The sequence below is a fragment of the uncultured Gelidibacter sp. genome (assembly GCF_947500795.1).
GTDB lineage: Bacteria > Bacteroidota > Bacteroidia > Flavobacteriales > Flavobacteriaceae > Gelidibacter.
This window is the reverse complement of record NZ_CANMTE010000002.1, coordinates 511,621-532,520: the sequence shown is the minus strand read 5'-3', so window position 1 is coordinate 532,520 and position 20,900 is coordinate 511,621. Positions and strand designations below refer to the sequence as shown.

The 20,900-nt window shown below is 38.6% G+C and carries 13 protein-coding genes; 10 read left to right on the top strand and 3 right to left on the bottom strand.

The genetic code is table 11. The annotated features are described in order from the left end of the window. The first annotated feature begins 88 nt into the window (after positions 1-88). The 4 genes from Q0947_RS07530 to Q0947_RS07515 all read left to right on the top strand — a co-directional run bounded on the left by Q0947_RS07530 (position 89) and on the right by Q0947_RS07515 (position 6,566). Positions 89-2,566 carry a ribonucleoside-diphosphate reductase subunit alpha gene (locus tag Q0947_RS07530; RefSeq protein ID WP_299394717.1) on the top strand — a complete coding sequence of 826 codons (2,478 nt, stop codon included), beginning with the start codon at positions 89-91 and terminating at the stop codon, positions 2,564-2,566. A 167-nt stretch (positions 2,567-2,733) separates the two neighbouring features. Continuing rightward, positions 2,734-4,488: an aspartate--tRNA ligase gene (gene aspS, locus Q0947_RS07525; RefSeq protein WP_299394712.1), complete on the top strand. Its 1,755-nt coding sequence runs from the start codon at positions 2,734-2,736 to the stop codon at positions 4,486-4,488. A 57-nt stretch (positions 4,489-4,545) separates the two neighbouring features. After that, positions 4,546-6,333, top strand: coding sequence for a chloride channel protein (locus tag Q0947_RS07520; RefSeq protein WP_133756752.1), 1,788 nt, complete (start codon positions 4,546-4,548; stop codon positions 6,331-6,333). Beyond that, a complete protein-coding gene (locus tag Q0947_RS07515) occupies positions 6,333-6,566 on the top strand; it encodes a hypothetical protein (protein ID WP_299394706.1) in 234 nt (77 codons plus the stop codon). Before Q0947_RS07520 ends, Q0947_RS07515 begins: the two co-directional genes overlap by 1 nt. Here the strand turns inward: Q0947_RS07515 and Q0947_RS07510 are convergent. After that, a complete protein-coding gene (locus tag Q0947_RS07510) occupies positions 6,563-7,012 on the bottom strand; it encodes a nucleoside deaminase (protein WP_299394704.1) in 450 nt (149 codons plus the stop codon). The two genes, Q0947_RS07515 and Q0947_RS07510, sit on opposite strands and share 4 nt — an antisense overlap. A gap of 61 nt (positions 7,013-7,073) precedes the next feature. On the opposite strand from Q0947_RS07510, the gene dxs reads away from it, so the two are divergent. After that, a complete protein-coding gene (gene dxs, locus Q0947_RS07505) occupies positions 7,074-8,852 on the top strand; it encodes a 1-deoxy-D-xylulose-5-phosphate synthase (protein WP_299394700.1) in 1,779 nt (592 codons plus the stop codon). Between the two features lie 23 nt (positions 8,853-8,875). Here the strand turns inward: dxs and Q0947_RS07500 are convergent, their stop codons facing one another. Further along, positions 8,876-10,219: a deoxyguanosinetriphosphate triphosphohydrolase gene (locus Q0947_RS07500; protein WP_299394697.1), complete on the bottom strand. Its 1,344-nt coding sequence runs from the start codon at positions 10,217-10,219 to the stop codon at positions 8,876-8,878. A 179-nt stretch (positions 10,220-10,398) separates the two neighbouring features. Here Q0947_RS07500 and Q0947_RS07495 point away from each other — a divergent pair, with 179 nt between their 5' ends. Then, entirely contained in the window at positions 10,399-13,134 is a 2,736-nt protein-coding gene (locus Q0947_RS07495; protein WP_299394693.1) for a TonB-dependent receptor, read from the top strand. A 79-nt stretch (positions 13,135-13,213) separates the two neighbouring features. Continuing rightward, a complete protein-coding gene (locus tag Q0947_RS07490) occupies positions 13,214-14,404 on the top strand; it encodes a hypothetical protein (protein WP_299394689.1) in 1,191 nt (396 codons plus the stop codon). Between the two features lie 189 nt (positions 14,405-14,593). On the opposite strand, the gene Q0947_RS07485 is transcribed toward Q0947_RS07490, so the two are convergent. After that, positions 14,594-17,848 carry a reprolysin-like metallopeptidase gene (locus Q0947_RS07485; protein WP_299394685.1) on the bottom strand — a complete coding sequence of 1,085 codons (3,255 nt, stop codon included), beginning with the start codon at positions 17,846-17,848 and terminating at the stop codon, positions 14,594-14,596. A gap of 74 nt (positions 17,849-17,922) precedes the next feature. On the opposite strand from Q0947_RS07485, the gene Q0947_RS07480 reads away from it, so the two are divergent. From Q0947_RS07480 to Q0947_RS07470, 3 genes are all read left to right on the top strand, one after another. Then, positions 17,923-18,492: a hypothetical protein gene (locus Q0947_RS07480; protein WP_299394681.1), complete on the top strand. Its 570-nt coding sequence runs from the start codon at positions 17,923-17,925 to the stop codon at positions 18,490-18,492. Positions 18,493-18,567: 75 nt separating this feature from the next. Continuing rightward, positions 18,568-19,503, top strand: a complete 936-nt coding sequence (locus Q0947_RS07475; protein ID WP_299394677.1) for a bifunctional riboflavin kinase/FAD synthetase — start codon at positions 18,568-18,570, stop codon at positions 19,501-19,503. Next, positions 19,469-20,860: an HTTM domain-containing protein gene (locus Q0947_RS07470; RefSeq protein WP_299394672.1), complete on the top strand. Its 1,392-nt coding sequence runs from the start codon at positions 19,469-19,471 to the stop codon at positions 20,858-20,860. The genes Q0947_RS07475 and Q0947_RS07470 overlap by 35 nt, the downstream gene beginning before the upstream one ends. The last annotated feature ends 40 nt before the right edge of the window (positions 20,861-20,900 follow it).

Here is a 20,900-nt window from a genome sequence, read left to right as displayed (position 1 = left end):
TCAAATTAAATGAGTATCTTAATATATTAACCAACTATTATTAACTTTTCAGTATAGGTGCTACTGAAAAACTAAAACGTGTAATTGTATGTATGTAGTAAAAAGAGATGGCAGGAAAGAACCAATGATGTTCGATAAAATCACTGCTAGAGTTCGAAAATTATGTTATGGACTTAATGAGCTTGTGGACCCGATTAAGGTTGCAATGAGAGTTATTGAAGGTCTTTATGATGGCGTAACTACTAGTGAGTTGGACAATCTTGCAGCTGAAGTAGCAGCTACAATGACCACCGCCCATCCTGATTACGCACGATTGGCAGCACGTATTTCAGTTTCCAACCTTCATAAAAACACAAAAAAGACCTTTAGTGAGGTCATGCATGACTTGTATGTTTACATCAACCCAAGAACTGGTAAAAAAGCGCCTTTACTAGCCGATGATGTGTATGAAGTCATCATGGAAAACAAAGAGAAATTAGATTCCACAATTATTTATAATCGCGATTTTGGTTATGATTATTTTGGTTTTAAAACTTTAGAACGTTCGTACTTACTTAAATTAAACGGTAAGATTGCGGAACGTCCACAACACATGTTGATGCGTGTGGCTGTAGGTATTCATGGCAATGATATTGAATCGGCTATTGAGACTTACGAGCTCATGTCTAAAAAATACTTTACACACGCTACCCCAACTCTTTTTAATTCAGGCACACCAAAACCACAAATGTCGTCTTGCTTCCTTTTAACCATGAAGGATGATAGTATTGATGGTATTTATGACACCTTAAAACAAACAGCAAAAATCTCGCAATCTGCCGGTGGTATTGGATTGTCTATCCATAATGTGAGAGCAACAGGTAGTTATATTGCAGGCACAAACGGCACGAGCAATGGTATTGTCCCAATGCTTCAAGTGTTTAACGACACGGCACGTTATGTGGATCAAGGTGGTGGAAAACGCAAAGGAAGTTTCGCAATTTACATGGAAACTTGGCATGCAGACATCTTCGATTTCTTAGACTTAAAAAAGAACCACGGAAAAGAGGAAATGCGTGCTAGAGACTTGTTCTATGCGATGTGGATTTCTGATTTATTCATGAAACGTGTACAAGAAGACGGTCCATGGACGTTAATGTGTCCTAATGAATGTCCAGGTTTATGTGATGTACACAGTGAAGAATTTGAAGCTCTTTACACCAAATATGAATCTGAAGGAAAAGGCAGAAAAACAGTAAAAGCACGTGAGCTTTGGGAGAAAATATTAGAATCGCAAATTGAAACGGGCACACCATACATGCTTTATAAAGATGCGGCCAATAGAAAATCTAACCAGAAAAATCTAGGTACAATTCGCTCTTCAAACTTATGTACTGAAATTATGGAGTACACTTCTCCAGATGAAATTGCAGTATGTAACTTGGCGTCTATCGCGTTACCAATGTTTGTGAAAAACGGAACTTTTGATCACAAAGAACTGTTTAGAATCACGAAACGCGTCACAAAAAACTTAAATAAGGTTATTGACCGTAATTACTATCCAGTTAAAGAAGCTGAAAACTCCAATTTACGTCACCGTCCAGTAGGTTTGGGCGTTCAAGGATTGGCGGACACCTTCATTTTGTTGCGTATGCCATTTACGAGTGATGAAGCTAAAAAACTGAACCAAGATATTTTTGAAACTTTGTACTATGCTGCAGTTACAGCTAGTATGGAATTGGCGCAAGTGGAAGGTCCATATTCTACTTACGAAGGGTCTCCAATAAGCAATGGCGAGTTTCAACACAACCTTTGGGGCATCAATGATGACGAATTGAGTGGCAACTGGGATTGGGAAAAACTTCGCACTGAAGTTAAAAAGCACGGTGTTCGCAACTCCTTATTAGTGGCACCAATGCCAACCGCAAGTACCTCTCAAATTTTAGGCAACAACGAGTGTTTTGAACCTTACACGTCTAATATTTATACACGTCGTGTGCTTTCTGGCGAATTCATCATCGTTAACAAACATTTGTTGGAAGATTTAGTGGAATTAGGTCTTTGGAACGAAGGTTTGAAACAGGAAATCATGAGAGCCAACGGTTCCATCCAACATATTGAAAACATTCCTCAAGACATTAAAGAACTTTACAAAACAGTCTGGGAAATGAGCATGAAAGACATTATCGACATGTCTCGTCATAGAGGTTATTTCATTGACCAATCGCAATCTTTAAACTTGTTTATGGAAGGTGCAACAATGGCCAAATTAACGTCTATGCACTTCTATGCTTGGAAAAGCGGCTTAAAAACAGGAATGTATTATTTAAGAACGAAGAGCGCTGTAGATGCGATTAAATTCACTTTAGATAATGCAAAAAAACAAGAGCCTGTAGCAGCAATTGCTGATGTTAGCGCCATTGACAACAACTTAATCGCGCAACAAAAACAACAGGCCGCAAAAGCAGCGGTAACCTTTGCTCAAGAAACTACAGAAGTAGAACCAATGTCCGCAGAAGAAATGAAAGCATTAATCGCCCAAGCCAAAGCAGCTGAAGGTGATGACTGCTTGATGTGCGGCTCATAATCATTAAGATAAGTGTTAATTAAAAGCATCTCTTCCTACACTTGGAAGGGGTGTTTTTTTCATTTCAACCCGCTTAAATCATCAAAATATAAAAGCCCATAATTGTTAAACCTTTTTATTTGATACTCATAGAACTTCATTAAATTTGCATTTCAATTTTTCATACTATGTACAGAAGTCACAACTGTGGTGAGTTAAGAGCATCACATATCAATAACGAAGTTACTTTATCAGGATGGGTTCAAAAGAGTCGCGACAAAGGGTTTGTTCTTTGGGTAGATTTACGCGATCGTTACGGCATTACGCAACTTGTTTTTGATGCGGAACGCACGCCAAAAGCATTGATGGAACAAGCGCAAAACTTAGGTCGTGAGTTTGTTATTCAAGTAAAAGGAACCGTCATTGAGCGTACCTCAAAAAACCCGAACATGGTTACGGGAGATATCGAGATTTTGGTTTCAGAATTAACAGTATTGAATTCAGCACTTCTTCCTCCATTTACTATTGAAGATGACACTGACGGGGGTGAAGAGTTACGTATGAAATACCGTTACTTGGACATCCGTAGAAATCCTGTTAAAAACAGTTTAATCTTTAGAGCGAAAGTAGCGCAAGAAGTTCGCAACTACTTATCAAACGAAGGTTTTATAGAGGTTGAAACGCCATACTTAATCAAGTCTACACCAGAAGGTGCACGCGATTTTGTGGTACCTAGCCGCATGAATGAAGGGCAGTTTTATGCGCTTCCGCAGAGTCCGCAAACCTTTAAACAATTGTTGATGGTTGGTGGCATGGATAAGTATTTCCAAATTGTGAAATGTTTTAGGGATGAAGATTTACGTGCTGACAGACAGCCAGAATTTACGCAAATTGACTGCGAAATGGCCTTTGTTGAACAAGAAGATATCTTAAATGCTTTTGAAGGCTTAACCCGTCATTTACTTAAAGAAGTGAATGGAGTGGAAATTGAAAAATTCCCACGCATGACGTATGATGAAGCGATGCAAAAGTATGGTAATGACAAGCCAGACATCCGATTCGGAATGGAATTTGGCGAGTTAAACGAAGTGACACAACATAAAGATTTTGGTGTTTTCAACACTGCTGAATTGGTAGTTGGAATCGCTGTACCTGGCGGAAACGCTTATACCCGTAAGGAAATTGACCAATTGATTGATTGGGTAAAACGTCCGCAAATTGGTGCGTTAGGCATGGTTTACGCACGTTACAATGAGGATGGGACTTTCAAATCGTCTGTTGATAAATTCTATGATCAAGAAGATTTAGCAAAATGGGCCGAAATAACAGGCGCAAAACCTGGAGACCTGATTTGTGTGCTTTCAGGACCTACACATAAAGTAAGAACGCAGTTAAGCGCCTTACGTATGGAATTGGCAACGCGTTTAGGTTTACGTAATCCTAAAGAATTTGCACCGTTATGGGTTGTAGATTTTCCATTATTGGAATGGGATGAAGAAACCAACCGTTACCACGCGATGCACCATCCGTTTACATCTCCAAAACCAGGACAATTGGAATTGTTAGATACTGATCCGGGAGCAGTGAAAGCCAACGCCTATGATTTGGTATTAAATGGTAATGAAATTGGTGGTGGATCGATCAGAATTCACGATAAAAAGACCCAATCTCTAATGTTTGATTATTTAGGATTCACTCCTGAAGAAGCAAAAGCTCAATTTGGGTTCTTAATGGATGCGTTCCAATATGGTGCACCGCCACATGGTGGATTAGCATTTGGATTGGACAGATTGGTTGCCATTTTAGGTGGACAAGAAACCATTCGCGATTTTATTGCATTCCCAAAAAACAACAACGGTCGTGATGTAATGATTGACGCTCCTGCTCCAATTGATGACAAACAACTAGAGGAACTCAGTTTAAAACTGAATCTCAAATCTTAATAAAATTTAAACCGTGTCCCGATAACCATCGGGACATATTTTTTAGTAGATTTAAAAATGCCTAAACGACCACTTTTTAAGCAACTCCTCATCTGGAGAGCTAAATACATTTCTCACAATCAGTTTGTGATTATTCTAAGTATTTTGGTTGGTTTTACTTCTGGCTTGGGTGCGGTTGTTCTAAAAAACCTCACGCATTTTATCCAGAGTATCATGGAAGGGCAATTGGTGAAGTATTACCAAGAGGCGTTCTATTTCCTGTTTCCCATTGTTGGTCTGACCTTAGTGTACTTCCTTATGAAATATGTCATCAGGCATAAGGTAAGTCACGGGATCCCTTCAACGCTTTATTCAATCTCAAAGCGTAAAGGCCTCATGAAACGCTATCAAATGTTCGGCTCTGTTATTACTGCACCGCTCACGGTCGGGTTTGGTGGCTCTGTGGGATTGGAAGGCCCTACAGTAGCTACGGGAGCGGCCATAAGTTCAAACATTGCACGGCTATTTCACGTCAATCAATCCACGCGCAATTTATTGATAGGTTGTGCCGCAGCGGGAGCCATGTCCTCCATTTTTAAAGCACCTGTTGCTGCCATTATTTTTGCTATAGAAGTATTCAGTTTAGATTTGACCATTGCCTCCATGTTACCGCTACTAACGGCATCATTATCGGCAATTTTGACCTCTTATTTTTTTCTTGGCAATGATGTGCTTCTACCCTTCAGTTTGGAGGACGGATTTAAATTATCGGACGCACCATTTTACCTGATCTTAGGAGTTGTTGCCGCATTTACGTCTATTTATTTCACTGAAGTGTATGATCGCATACAACGGCTCTTTGATCGGGTGAACTCACCCATAAAAAGGCTGCTGATTGGAGGTTCGCTTTTGGGCGTCTTAATTTATTTTATTCCTCCCTTATACGGTGAAGGCTTTGAAGTGATTAATAATTTAATTGCTGGGAATCATCAAAAAGCCATTCAGAATAATTTTTTAAATCTCAATGTAGAAAACATTTGGGTGGTCATTTTGCTTTTAGCAGGCTTGGTGTTTTTTAAAATTATTGCCAGTGCGCTCACTTTTGGAGCTGGTGGTGTTGGTGGTATTTTTGCCCCAACGTTATTTATGGGCAGCATTATGGGCAATTGTGTTGCCAAACTTATCAATCACAGTGGATTCACAAATTATCCTGTCTCTGAAAGTAATTTTACGCTAGTTGGCATGGCGGGTTTAATGGCCGGGGTACTTCATGCACCTCTAACTGCAATTTTCTTAATTGCCGAAGTCACCGGTGGCTATGAGTTATTTATACCGCTTATGCTTACGGCCGCCATATCATTCGGGATTACGAAATATTTTCACCCACATTCCGTTTATACTATGGAATTGGGGCGTAAAGGAGAACTCATTACCCACGACAAAGATCATGCGGTGTTAACCTTGATGGACATTAATAAAGTTATTGAAACAAATTTTATTAAGATTACTACCACGATGACTTTGGGCGATATTGTACACGAGGCAGTAATAAAATCAAATCGGAATATATTTCCCGTGGTCGATGCTAAAACCAATACTTTGAAAGGGATTATCTTATTGGACGACATTCGCCCAATTATGTTTGACCCAACACTGTATTCTGAAGTATTTGCTCGCGATGTGATGCAAGCGCCACCGGACACCATCGACATTAATAAAGACAAGATGACTGAAATCATGAAAAAATTCCAAGATAGCAATGCTTGGAATTTGCCTGTGGTAGATAACGGAATTTATGTTGGATTTATATCCAAATCCAAACTGCTCACCATGTACCGTCGCAAACTAATAAACATCACACAATAATGAAATATTTAATAATCGTATTGGTAATCTTAACGTTAGGCAGTATTGCTGCCGGATTTATCTTTGAGACCGAATATTCCCAAAAGATGATCGGTTTTGGCACCGTTGGACTGTTTTTGGTAGTGTTTCCATTATTCACTTACCACCGTTGGAAGGATAGAAACTTCAAAGATTATATGCTAACTAAGGAGAATTTAGATAAGATGCGTGAAAAAGAAAAACGCAAATTTTAATTTAAATTTCGCTTTTCAATAAAGAATCGTTTTAGCAATTCTGCCGATTCTTCCTCTAAAACACCACCAATCATTACCGTTTTAGGATGTAACTTCGTATTTAAAGAAAGGCAACCGCGCTCAAAATCTCTAGCGCCGTATACAATTCTGCTAATCTGACTCCAATACAAAGCTCCCGCACACATCTGACAAGGCTCTAAAGTCACGTAAAGGGTACAGTTAAGCAGGTATTTTCCACCTAAAAAATTGGCCGCAGCTGTTATAGCCTGCATTTCGGCATGGGCCGTGACATCATTAAGCAACTCCGTAAGGTTATGCGCTCTTGCAATAATCCTATTGTCAATCACAATTAAGGCACCCACAGGGATTTCGCCCTTATCAAAGGCAATTTCAGCTTCCTGCAAAGCTTTTCTCATAAAATAGACATCGTCAAAAGGATTTTCCACAAGGCAATCTTCAAAGGTTAAAAATCAAAAATACAATTTCAAATGCTACATTTGTATCCAGATGAAAAATATATTGGACCATATCCATTCGCCGTCAGATTTAAGAGCTTTAAAACAGGAAGACCTACCTCAACTTGCCAAAGCCCTACGATCTTTCATTATTGATATTGTAGCAACAAAGGAAGGACATTTAGGCGCGAGTCTTGGTGTTGTGGAACTGACCATTGCTTTGCATTATGTATTTAATACGCCGGACGATTTATTGGTTTGGGATGTGGGACATCAAGCTTACGGACATAAAATTTTAACCGGAAGACGCTCAAATTTCCATACCAACAGACAACTTGGAGGCATCAGCGGATTCCCAAAACGTGATGAAAGCGATTATGATACGTTTGGTGTTGGCCACTCTTCTACTTCCATATCTGCAGCGTTAGGAATGGCGATTGCTTCCCAATTAAAAGGTGAAGACAAGCATCATGTGGCCATTATTGGTGACGCCTCCATTGCCAGCGGGATGGCTTTTGAAGGCTTAAATCACGCCGGTGTTACCGATGCTAATTTGTTGGTCATCCTAAATGATAATGCGATTGGAATTGACCCAAGTGTGGGCGCTTTGAAACAATATCTGACCAACGTCAAAAAAGGTACAGAAAAGCAAGACAATATATTTGAAGCGCTCAATTTTGATTATACCGGACCTATTGATGGTCATGATTTGGATGCGATAATTTCAGAATTAAACCGATTAAAATCGGTTAAAGGCCCTAAGTTTCTCCATGTGATTACCACCAAAGGGAAAGGCTTAAAACAAGCGGAAGAAAACCAAGTGACGTATCATGCACCAGGAAAATTCGATTCGCTTACCGGGGAATTGATAGCAAAATCAGCATCGTCGCTTACAAAGTTTCAGGATGTTTTCGGATTGACTTTAGTGGAATTGGCAGAGCAAAATCCGAAGATTGTAGGCATTACGCCTGCAATGCCCACCGGAAGCTCGCTTAAATACATGATGGATCAAATGCCCGATCGTGCTTTTGATGTGGGCATTGCTGAACAACATGCAGTAACGCTTTCCGCTGGAATGGCGACACAAGGCATGATGGTGTTTTGTAATATTTATTCAACATTTTTACAGCGCGCCTACGATCAGGTTATACATGATGTGGCTTTACAGAATTTACCAGTAATTTTTTGCTTGGATCGTGCAGGCTTGGTAGGAGAAGATGGCGCCACACACCATGGGGTTTTTGACTTAGCTTATCTCCGATGCATTCCAAACCTCATCATCATGGCTCCGCGGAATGAATGCGAATTACGCAACATCATGTACACCGCACAATTAGGACTTGAACATCCCATCGCAATCAGATATCCGCGTGGTTATGGATCAGTTGCAGATTGGAAACAGCCTTTTCAAAAGTTAACAATCGGCAAAGGAGAAGTCCTTAAAGAAGGAAAAGACATTGCAATTTTAACGGTAGGTTTCATTGCAGAAAATGCCAAAGAAGCCATACAAAAAGTGAGCAACTCACAAGAAATTGCACACTATGACATGCGTTTTATAAAACCATTGGATGAAGCGTTGTTACATGACATTTTCAAAACTTTCAAATACATTATCACTATTGAAGATGGCACGGTAAAAGGTGGATTTGGATCTGCAGTTCTAGAATTTGCAGCAGAGCACAATTACCATTTACCAATAAAAGTACTCGGTATTCCTGATGCCTTTATAGAACAAGGCACCGTAAAACAATTACAGGAATTGTCGCACGTAGATGCAAATTCTATTTCTAAGACTTTAGAAACGGCCTTACTTCACATCAAAAACAGCTAGAAAAGTACGTTTTAAAAAATCGATTAAAAATGTGTGCCTTGAAGCTTTTTATGCGTCATAATGGCTTTACTATCTGAAAATTTAGCCACATAATTACAAATGCCTAACAAGCTGTGATAGATATTTTCCTGATTCAAATCGAGTGTTTTTGGAAAAATCTTAAGAATCGATTTGTTATAACTGCCCAAAGTTCCTTGGTGATGATTTAAGATCGTATCCGTAAACACGTCCAAAATACCATCAATAATCTTGAATCCAGCAATTTCCTTATCTACCACTTCCGCAGATTGATAGACTTTTTCAACACTCACTTTAATGATATCCTTTATCTGCGCTTGATATTTAGAAACATCCATCAAGGCTTTATCAAATGTGCCGTTAAGAATTTCTTCTTCATGGGTCATAAACAGCTCAACCGCTTCATTTATTAATGTACTAATTGCTAACGCACGCAAATAACTAATGCGATCTTCAGTATTGGACAACGCATGGTAATTGTTTGTATTAATGGTGTCTCTTACCAATTTGATAAGATATTCCAGAGCATATTCCTCATTAATCAATCCTAAATTAATACCATCTTCAAAGTCGATAATGGTATAACAAATATCATCGGCAGCTTCCACCAAAAATGCTAAAGGGTGACGGGAATAACTTAAATCTTCGTCATTTCCACGGCTAATCAATCCAAGTTCCTGAGCAATATCATCAAAGGCCTCTTTCTCACTTTGGAAAAATCCGTATTTCTTATCCGCAATATGCGAAGTTGGCTTTTTAGGCAACGATTCTTTAGGGTATTTTGTAAACGCACCAAGTGTAGCATAGCTCAAACGTAAGCCGCCCAATCGTCCGACACGACTTTCAGTCAAAATTTTAAATCCGTTGGCGTTTCCTTCAAAATCGCATAAATCTTGATATTCCTTATCCGTTAACTGCGATTTAAACTTTTTGCCTTTACCGTTTTTAAAAAATTCGCCAATTGCTTTCTCACCAGAATGCCCAAACGGCGGATTCCCGATATCATGAGCCAAAGCTGCTGCAGCGACAATCGCTCCAAAGTCGTTAGCCTGATACCCATGTATATTTTGAAGGTGCGGATACTTGGCCAATACTTTTTGACCAACGCGTCTTCCTAAACTTCTTCCTACAACACTTACTTCCAAACTATGCGTCAATCGGGTGTGTACAAAGTCGGTTTGAGACATCGGAATGACCTGGGTTTTATCTTGTAAGCTTCTGAATTCTGAAGAGAAAATGACACGATCATAATCTACTTCAAAGCCTAAACGAGTTTCATCCTGTTCTTTTCTGATACGTTTGTGCGTATCTCCAAATCGTTTTAATGATAATAATTGTTCCCAGTTCATAGTAATGCTTTAAGCGCACGCAAGATACATTTTTCAATGTTAAATTTATATCACCTATTGGCAATAATTCACGTAAAACTAACACAAACGTAACTTTTATATGACTTAGCCTTAATCCTTAGTTAACCTTCTTTTTACACATCATCAGTTTCTTTGCAGCAAACAATTTAGAACGACTGATGAAGCATTTATTTACACTATTAACCCTTGTATTCACCTCAATTTTGAGTGCACAATCGACAGCGACAATTGCTGGAAAATTGATTGATAAAGAATATAACAACGAACCCTTGGCATTCGGAAATGTCCTTATTAAGGGAACAACTATTGGAACCACATCTGACATGGATGGGGTTTATCATTTTGACAACTTGGATGAAGGTCGCTACACCTTAGTTTACAGTTTTGTTGGTTATGAAACCAAAGAATTAGAAGTAGTCCTTGAAGCTGGAAAAGTAGTTAACGTGGATGTAGAAATGTTTGCAAGTTCAGCTTCCTTAGACGAAGTGGTTATTACAACCACTACACGAAAAGAAAGTGAAACTGCACTTTTGTTAGACCAAAAAAATGCAATTGAAATCAAGCAAAGTATTGGTTCAGAAGAATTATCACGCAAAGGCATCAGCGATGTTGCTAGTGCTGTGGTTAAAACAACGGGCGTTTCCAAGCAGGAAGGCTCCAACACTATTTATGTACGCGGACTTGGAGATCGTTACAATTCCACATCGTTAAACGGACTTCCAATAACTTCGAATGATCCTGAAAAGAAAAACATCTCCCTGGACCTTTTTTCAACAGATATTGTTGAATTCATTTCTATTGATAAGGTTTATGGCCCTAAAATTTCTGGTGACTTCGCAGGTGGAAACGTAGATATTACCTCTATAAACTATAAAGGAAAAGGCATGTTAGAGGTTAATTTGGGCTCTACAATGGGAACCAATGCCCTTGACAAATACAATGATTTCCAACTTCAAGATGGTCCAAATAGATTTGGATTCTCTAATTATGGTGTTCCAAATAACCCGCTTAACGGTTACAATTTTGAAAACAAATTAGCACCTGTAAAAGAGAAACCAATAGGCAGCGCATTAGGTTTAAAGGCAGGTAAATCTTTCAGCATTGGCGAAGAAGGCAGCCTTAATTTATTCGCTACGGCTAGTTTTGACAACGGCTTTGAATATAGAGATGGCATCAACCAAAGTGTAAGTGCTCAAGGTGCCAAATTGAAATCTTTCAATCAGGAACGCTTTTCGTACAACACGAATACCACAGGAATGTTTAATGCGAACTACCGCCTTAATTCCAACCATAAAATTGCCTATAACTTTTTAACGGTTAACTCTTCCAACCAAACTAAAGATGGATACAAAGGGTTTATTCGTGACATTGCGGAGGACAATAACGGACTTATTCAGCGTAGTACTTACGTGCAAAACACATTAATGATTCACCAATTATTAGGAAACCATAAACTATCTGACAGATTGGACTTCGATTGGGCAACGTCGTATAATAAAGTAGAAGGTGATATGCCAGACAGAACGCAAAATACCTTAAAATATTCAGAGGATGCTAACGGGTATGTTTTTGCTCAAAATACGATTACAGACAACCACAGATACTATCAAAACTTGGTGGAAGATGAATTGGCAGCAAATCTTTCAGTAAGCTACAGGCTGAATGAAGATGAAGATGGCGTATCAAAAGGAAAAGCTACTTTGGGCTATAACGGCCGATTTAAAAACCGTGATTTTGAGGCCATTCAATTTAACTTCAGAATTTCAGGATCAGAATTAAATTCGGCAGTAAATCCTGATAACTTAGATGCATTTTTAAATAAGCAAAACTATAACAATGGCTTATTTGGCATCGAATCTTTCGCTGGATTAACACCTCAAACTTATGATGGCGAACAACTCATTCACGCAGGATTTGCGAGTTTAGAATACAATCTATCAGAGAAACTAAGCGCTGTTGCAGGTTTACGTTTTGAAAGAGTAGAACAAACCGTTTCTTGGAGAACACAATTGGATGCCTCAGGAAGAAGCAACACGTTTAACAGAAATGAGTTTTTGCCAAGTGTCATTTTAAAATATGAACTGAACGAAAAACAAAATTTACGTTTCGGTGCCAGCAAAACTTACACTTTACCACAATTTAAAGAACGTGCACTCTTTATTTATGAAGACGTAACCGAAGTAAAAGTTGGTAACCCAGATTTGTATCCTTCCCAAAACTACAATGTAGATTTAAAGTGGGAGGTGTTTCCTAAAAACTCAGAATTATTCTCTGTAACTGCTTTTGGAAAATACATTCTAGATCCTATAAATGAAATCACTTTAGCGTCTTCTACCAATGACATTTCCTTTATAAACACAGGAGATTCAGGTTATGTTTATGGTGCTGAAATAGAAATCAGAAAAAACCTATTCAACTTTGATGAAGAAGAATCTAACAAGCTTTCTGCAGGACTTAATGCATCTTTCATGCAAACGCACCAGGAATTGGATTCTGAAAAAGTAAGACAGGAAACCAATTACAACACCAATCTTACAAATGACACCTCAGGATTTACAGGCGCTTCAGATATGTTATTAAATGCTGATCTGTCTTACATCAAAGCTTTCAATAATGATGGCAATTTGATGGCCACTCTTGCTTACTCGTACACCTCTGACAAAATTTATGCATTAGGTGTAGAAACTAAAGGAAACTTGGTTGACAAGGGTGTTGGCACTTTAGATTTTATCCTTAAAACTAAAATCAACAAGCATTTCGGAATTGATTTGACAGTGAAAAACATATTGAATCCTGCGATTGAAAGAATTCAAGAAAATGCTTCAGAGGACATCACTGTATTATCATTCAAACGAGGTGCATTTTTCAAATTAGGATTGCGCTACAAATTATAAATCCCAAAACAACGACCCAACATATATCAACTCAATCAATTAAAAATTTGTAATTAAAAACAATTAACAAGTAAACATTATGAAAAAAACAATTTCAAAAGTTTTAGGAACAGTATTTTTATTTTCCTTACTATTTACAACGTCATGTTCAAGTGATGATGACGCTACAATTGACGATGGTGGAAGCTCATTCGTATTAAACCGTGAAGATCTAAAAGGAGAAATCAACAGCGGAGAAGTGGTTTTAGAATCTGGAACCTACAAATTGACTGGAAAATTAATCGTGAATTCAGGTGCTAAATTAACCATTAAAGAAGGCGTTAAAATTGAAGCAACATCAGTAGCAAGTTCAGATTTTGCAGCTGTACGCTATATTGCAGTCGCACAAGGCGGTAAAATTGACGTACAAGGTTCATCTTCAAATCCAGTAGTCATGACAGCTGCAACAAAAGCACCAGGCTCTTGGGGCGGACTTGTATTATGCGGGAAAGCACCTATCAATAAAGGAATTACAGCGTCTGCTGAAGTTTCTGACTTAACTTACGGTGGTAACGAACCAAATGACAATTCAGGTTCTATCAAATATTTAAGATTAGAATATACTGGATTTGCTTACAATTCTGAAAAAGAATTTAACGGCTTATCATTATTTGGTGTAGGTAACGGAACAACTATCGAGTACGTACAATCATACGAAGGCTCAGATGATGGTTTCGAATTTTTTGGAGGAACAGCGGTTGCAAAATATTTAGTAGTAAGCAACTTCTCTGAGCAAGTAGGTGATGATATGTTTGACTGGACTGAAGGTTGGTCTGGGGCAGGTGAAAACTGGTTTGGTATCCGATCTAACGCTGGTAACAGAGGTATTGAAGCTGACAACAACTCTAACAACCATTTAGCAACGCCAATTTCTAATCCTACAATTAAAAACTTAACATTAATTGGTTTAGGAGCTGCTGATACAAGTTCAGAAACACAAGCAATTAAATTACGTGTAGGTACTAAAGCAAAATTTGACAATTTAGTATTGAGCAACTGGAAAACAGGCTTTGACGTTCAACACGATGAAAGTTTAGGTTATGTAACTGCTGGTTCATTAGTTGCTACAAACGTGAAATTTGACAACATCACAAAGTTATCTTCAGGTAAAAACACTGCAGGAACAGCGGTTGATGTATCTGCTATGTACACTGTAAATGAAAATGCTACAGGTGCAGGTAACGGAACTGCTAAGCCAACTTGGGCTAACGGTTGGACTGTTGGTTTATAATTGAATCCCCAATATCAATATTAAAACCTAAAGTTTAAGAAGACCTTTTCAAAATGAAAGGGTCTTTTTTTATGGAAGTGTATTAGGAATTTATCATTACATAAAGGTTCAAAACCCTCATCAAACCCTATAAAAAAAAGCCGTCTCAGTTGTACTTTGAGACAGCTTTTATAGTAATTATAGTTTCGGTTATTGTACCAAAATCTTTTTAGTAACTGCTCTTAAACCATCGGAAATGGTTATCAAATACATTCCAGACTGTGCATTGTCCAATCGGATAACTTCTCTAAAATTAGGGACATTATTAAAACGATTTTCAAATACTTTTCGCCCTCTAATATCATACACATCTATCGTAATATCTTCCCCTGATGTGGATTGTAACTTCACAGTAAATTCGCCTTTATTCGGATTTGGGAAAAGTCCAAAGGCATCAAAATCCTGCTCTTCAATTGACAATGGTCGTGAAAGACAAAGTGCAAGCGTAAATTCATTAATAGTACCTCCATCGGTATCATAAAGATCTGTTACTTGAAGCTTCCAAACACCCCCTGACATTTCCCCATTTAATTCGGATAAATCGCCTTCAGGAATATAGGAGCCTGTAAAAGGACCCGTGCCTTGCGTTATTGGAATGGTCGCCTGCTGATCAAAAATAGTATTGGCATAATTTTTATCGCCAGACAATCCGTTATTGCTACTTAAAACTATGGAAGTACCTTCTGGACTGACCAAAACGAGCTTTAAATCTCTTACCCAATCATGCTGAATATTAACTTTGACATTCACATCAGTGATCGGTAAATTTTCAGTCACCGTAATGTTAGTGGTATACGTTTCTGATTTATCTGACGCTATAACAATTGGAGTGTCTTTTGCCGTTAGGGCATCACCACAAGAAGAAACACCTGTAGAAAACGTATAGACCAAAGACGTTTTCTTACCTGATGAACAACGGTTCATTCCAGAAACCCTCCAATAATACACGGTTTCGAGTTCTAAGGAGGCATTATATGAATTGGTCGTCAGGGTTTTCGAATCTACAATTGTATTGAAATTACTGGTTTTTGAAATTTCTATGAGATACTCCTCCACATTAGCATTAGACTCCCATTTAAACTCAATATCACCAAAAAGTCCTGAAGCACCATTTAACGGTGAAACCAAATTGATTGGCGCAATCGTACTATTATAAGTCGTCAGTTCCACAACAGAAGATTGCGTTTGATTGCCCGACGTTCCTACTGCCGTAATGTTATAGGTTCCTGGTGTAAGTGATCCGACTCCTGAAACGGTCATCGTTACTACCGTGCCATTAGCACTTGCTGATGTTGGACTAAAAGTAGCTGTCGCTCCGGACGGCAAATTGGTAGCAGAAAACACAGTATTTTGCGAAAAACCACGGTAAGTATTATAGGTGAATTTATAAACTGCATTTGCAGGTTGACACACCGAAACTGTAGACGGCGCGAAGTTTAACAGATAGTCTACCGTTGTAATTTTAAAATTCGTGGTATTGACGTTATAAAAAATATTCCCGACGGCTTCCACCAAAATTCGTGCACGAGTAGTTTCTGCACCTGTTGGAACCTTAATTTCATGAGACCCATCATTAGGCACATTTGTAGCCAAGGTGTATGGAAAGGTGACACCCCCATCTATCGATAATTTTATATTGACGGTTGGGGTATTTATGGGTGCAACATTCGTATTTGCAACATCCCAAGTAATTTTTTTATTGGCACCAATTTCCCAAGTCACGTTACTGTTTTGTGATGTCACTTTAAAAGGTCCAGGAGCTTCAACAGTATTCACCGTCATATAACCAACATCCGTTTGCCCTCCTCGAGGGTCATTATCTCTTACCGTTAAAGCAAAGGTCATGGTCCTTTCAATTGAAGGCAACTTTTCCCATGTTGTTGACGTCCCTCCATTAAGCAGTACCTCTTGAAACTTAGGAATGTATCTCACCGGGCTGGTCGTGGGTGGAAAAGAACGCACTATCGGTCCAAACTCAGTAGTTTCAGTTGGCGCAGCGGCCGGGCCTAAATCAAATTGCTCCCAATTATAGGTATGAGAATTGGTGCCATTAACATCAGTTGAAGCGCCAGTCAATTTATACGGTGTAGAAATTGGAATGTGATAAGACGCACCCGCCTGTGCTTTTGGAGCAGTATTTCCTGTAGATGATAAAACGCCACAGGTACTGTTTCCTATGGTCACATTCCTCCAAATTTGTTGCAAACTTATCTGATGGAAATAATCACTACTGTTGCGTTGCACATTTTGAGGCGCACAAAGTCCTGCATAAGCCATGATGGTCGATCCACTTCCTGGTTCATAAGCGGCATCAGCTGACCTATTTTGCGAACAATTGCCCACAGAACCATTAAACGTATGGGTTGCCCCAAATTGATGTCCCATTTCATGAGCTACATAATCAATATTATAAGGATCTCCTACAGGCTGCGTAAGACCGGTAGTTCCCCCACCCTTTGTGGCAGTACAAACTCTGCCCAAATACGCACTTCCACCAGAACCGGTAGTAAAAGTGTGGCCTATATCATAGGCCGTTTCACCTATTTTCGTGTTAATAATGTTGGTAATAGAACCAAGATTCCCAGTATTGGAAAAAATACTATTATCAGCGGTAGATATCAAGAGATTATTGTTGGCGACTAAAGTCATTCTAATGGATAATTCGCGATCATAAATTCCATTCACCCTGGTCATTGTCGTATTAATAGCCGATAAAACAGAGGCAATTGTTCCGCCGTGAAACTCACTATACTCAACACTCGTCCCGATTGCCAATCTAAAAGTACGTCGTTGACCATCATTCGCATTTTTGGCTTCAGCGACCGTTCGGGCCATCTCTATTTGATTTGGAAGTCCATCATCAACAACACCACATTCAAATAATTTGTTTGTTACAGGAATGGCATTTCTTGAAAACGCTTCATAAGCGCCATCACTCGTATAAGGATTGATAAAATGAGCAGCATGATTGGCAGATAAAGTCAAGGCATGCAGGCCTTGCGGAGAAACACTAAAATACACCACGGTAGATGGATTTTTCAAGCTATACCCAACATAAGAACGAATTTCAGGAAATTTAGCCTGAAGTTGAGGATGCATAACCGAATACTCCATAATTCTGAAAGTTTCCAGACCTCCATTATCATTAGGAAAATCGAGCAACGCTTTCGACTGTACGCCGGAATCTCTATCGGGAGCATGTTTCAAGTGCGATTTTAACACCTCCATATCTAACTTATAGTAGGCAGCTGTTTTTGGAACCGACTTTTGAGGCAGCATTCTATTATGAGAAATATCACTTTTGTAGATCTTTGTCCAAGGTGATTCGCTTTTCTGAGCATATGTCAGAGAAAATGCGAAAATCAGGATTAAAAACAAGCTTGTTTTTAAATATTTAATATCCATTTAAGTCCTTTTTACCACTATATTTAATATTGGGAAAGTTACACTCAAATTAAATAACTTACAAAAAACTGTCCATGTTTATAAAAACGTACTTCCATTTGCTTGGATTAATCGCGGTATTAGGCGTATTTTCATGCAAAAGTCAAGACACTATTTTGAAAAATTCTGATGAACTAAATAAGACATTTTCCATGTGTCCAGATGACGGCAAGTGCAGCTATAACAGCTTTCCAAACACCGCTGTTAAATTCCATATAGACGAATTTGGCATGGGCTATATTGAATATTTGAAAAAAAAATCCACACTTTTAAAATTCGAATATCAACGTGACACACTCCCGAACACAGCTGATGGGCATTACATTGAACGTGTTTATATAGAATTACCACCTGCACCAAAATCATTCATTTTGAAAGACAATGCGCTGCAGCAAGTCAATTTGCTTTTTGAACGATTGTGCTATTGTAAAGGTGAAACAGGAATTTACCAAATTAATACCGGCACACTTTCTTTAACCCCTTTGGATGATGGACGTTTTCATTTGAAGCTTCATTTTAAAACATCAGAAGTACCACAAATACTTACTGAAATTGACGAAATAATAACCTTAGACCAATCTAATAATGCTGCTTCTGACGGATAATAACACATAAGAATTCAAATAGCCTACAGTAATTTTTTTTAAACCCTTAAATGGTTATTTTTACAAAAAAATAACTTGAAGGTAATTACAGCAACAGCGCATTCTATTCCCCAAACACCATCAGTAGTCACTATTGGCACTTTTGATGGCGTGCATATTGGGCATCAAAAAATCATCAAAAAACTCACCAAAAAAGCTGCTGATAAAAACCTAATTTCTGTTGTATTGACTTTTTTTCCTCATCCCCGGATGGTATTGCAACAAAATTCAAACATTAAGCTCCTTAATACCATTGCAGAACGTAAAGAGATTTTATCTGCATTGGGACTGGACTATATTTTTGTTCAGGAATTTACAATGGATTTTGCGGATATGACCGCTCGCGACTTTGTTAAAAGCATATTGGTTGACCAGCTTAAAGCCAAACATATTATTATTGGTTACGACCATCATTTTGGTAAGAATAGATCTGCAAATATTGATGATTTGCGAGCTTTCGGAGCTGAATTCGGGTTTGAAGTGGACGAAATATCAGCACAAGACGTTGAAGATGTAGCGGTCAGTTCTACCAAAATAAGAAACGCGCTCAATTCGGGAGATATCCAAACGGCCACTGCGTTCTTAGGTTACGATTACTACATTAATGGGACCGTGGTAAGAGGTAAAGGATTTGGCAAAAAAATGGAATTTCCTACTGCAAATATCGCTGTTGATGAAGCTTATAAACTGATTCCAAAAAACGGCGTGTATGCCATTTCTTCTACCTATAACGATAAGGTCATTTATGGAATGATGAATATTGGCATGAATCCGACGTTTGATGGCGATAAAAAAACCATTGAAGCTCACTTTTTTGATTTCAATGAAGACCTCTACGGACAGCATTTAAAAATAAGTTTTCTCGACCGACTTAGGGACGAACGTAAATTTGAATCGGTAGATGCACTTATTGCACAATTACGACAAGATCGCACGAATGCCCAACAAATTATTGCCCAGCGCAATGCATAGGCTGCTTTTTAAACATATCGATAACAGTGCACTTATCGTATTCCGAATTATTTTTGGCTTCCTGATTTTTATGGAAAGTGCCGGCTCTATTTACACAGGATGGATCCGACGCACCCTCATGGAACCTCAAGTCACCTTTTCATTTATAGGTTTTGAGTGGCTCCAACCACTACCTGGCAATGGCATGTATTTTTATTACGGCGTCATGGGACTTTGCGGACTTTTAGTGATGATAGGTTACAAATACCGATGGAGCATGTTGGTGTTTACACTACTGTGGACGGGAACGTATTTAATGCAAAAATCGTCCTATAATAACCACTATTACCTTTTGATTCTTTTGAGCGCCATTATGGTGTTCCAACCAGCTCATAAATACCTTTCTGTTGATGCACGCTTAAACCCAAAAATCAAGATGATTTCCATGCCCAATTGGTGTGCATTGGTGTTTATCCTGCAAATGTTTATCGTGTATACCTACGGCGCTATTGCAAAAATCTACCCTGATTGGTTAGATGCAACCGTTGCAGAAGTCTTGATGCGTAGTAAAAAGGATTATTTTTTGGTGGGGGAACTCCTGCAACAAAAATGGGCGCACTATAGCATCGCTTACGGCGGTATTTTATATGACGGATTGATTATCCCGTTATTATTATGGAAACGAACGCGTAAAGTGGCGTTTTTTGCGTCTATTTTCTTTCACTTGTTCAATTCTTTCGTTTTTCAGGTTGGAATCTTTCCATACTTAGCTTTAGCATTTGTACTGTTCTTTTACCCTACTGCGACAATTCACCGAATTTTCCTAAAAAGAAAGCCTTATTACGATCAAGAAGAGGTTATTGTACCAGATTATCATAAGCCTTTTATTGCCGTTTTTGTGGTTTATTTTATAGTGCAAATAGGCTTACCATTACGGCACTGGTTTTTTAAAGATGACGTTTTATGGACTGAAGAAGGACATCGCTTATCGTGGCGAATGATGTTGCGTGCAAAAAGTGGCCGTACCACTTTTAAAGTCGTGGATGCGAAAACCAACATGCAGATTCCGGTGCAAATTGAAGATTACCTCAGCAGCAAACAATTGCGAACCGTTAGCACCAAACCTGATGTCATTTGGCAATTTGCGCAGCGACTTAAACAAATTTTCGCAGATCAAGGGAGAGATGTTAAGGTGTATGTAGATTCGTATGTGCGTGTTAATGGCGGCGAACTAAAACAACTTATTGACCCTGAAGTGGATTTGGCCAATGAAAAATGGCATCCATTTAAACACAGCGATTGGTTAATGCCGTCAAACCAAGAAACACCGTCCAATAAAAAAGTGGAAATTCTAGAAAGTGGAGCACAAATGGAATAACACAAAATAATTCCAACTGACCACTAAAGGCTACGACGGA

Bases quoted from the DNA above. Each gene is read 5' to 3' on its own strand.
- Q0947_RS07530 (WP_299394717.1), top strand. From the start codon at position 89: ATGTATGTAGTAAAAAGAGATGGCAGGAAAGAACCAATGATGTTCGAT.
- Q0947_RS07515 (WP_299394706.1), top strand. From the start codon at position 6,333: ATGAAATATTTAATAATCGTATTGGTAATCTTAACGTTAGGCAGTATT.
- dxs (WP_299394700.1), top strand. From the start codon at position 7,074: ATGAAAAATATATTGGACCATATCCATTCGCCGTCAGATTTAAGAGCT.
- Q0947_RS07500 (WP_299394697.1), bottom strand. From the start codon at position 10,219: ATGAACTGGGAACAATTATTATCATTAAAACGATTTGGAGATACGCAC.
- Q0947_RS07480 (WP_299394681.1), top strand. From the start codon at position 17,923: ATGTTTATAAAAACGTACTTCCATTTGCTTGGATTAATCGCGGTATTA.
- Q0947_RS07490 (WP_299394689.1), top strand. From the start codon at position 13,214: ATGAAAAAAACAATTTCAAAAGTTTTAGGAACAGTATTTTTATTTTCC.
- Q0947_RS07495 (WP_299394693.1), top strand. From the start codon at position 10,399: ATGAAGCATTTATTTACACTATTAACCCTTGTATTCACCTCAATTTTG.
- Q0947_RS07485 (WP_299394685.1), bottom strand. From the start codon at position 17,848: ATGGATATTAAATATTTAAAAACAAGCTTGTTTTTAATCCTGATTTTC.
- aspS (WP_299394712.1), top strand. From the start codon at position 2,734: ATGTACAGAAGTCACAACTGTGGTGAGTTAAGAGCATCACATATCAAT.
- Q0947_RS07470 (WP_299394672.1), top strand. From the start codon at position 19,469: ATGCCCAACAAATTATTGCCCAGCGCAATGCATAGGCTGCTTTTTAAA.
- Q0947_RS07520 (WP_133756752.1), top strand. From the start codon at position 4,546: ATGCCTAAACGACCACTTTTTAAGCAACTCCTCATCTGGAGAGCTAAA.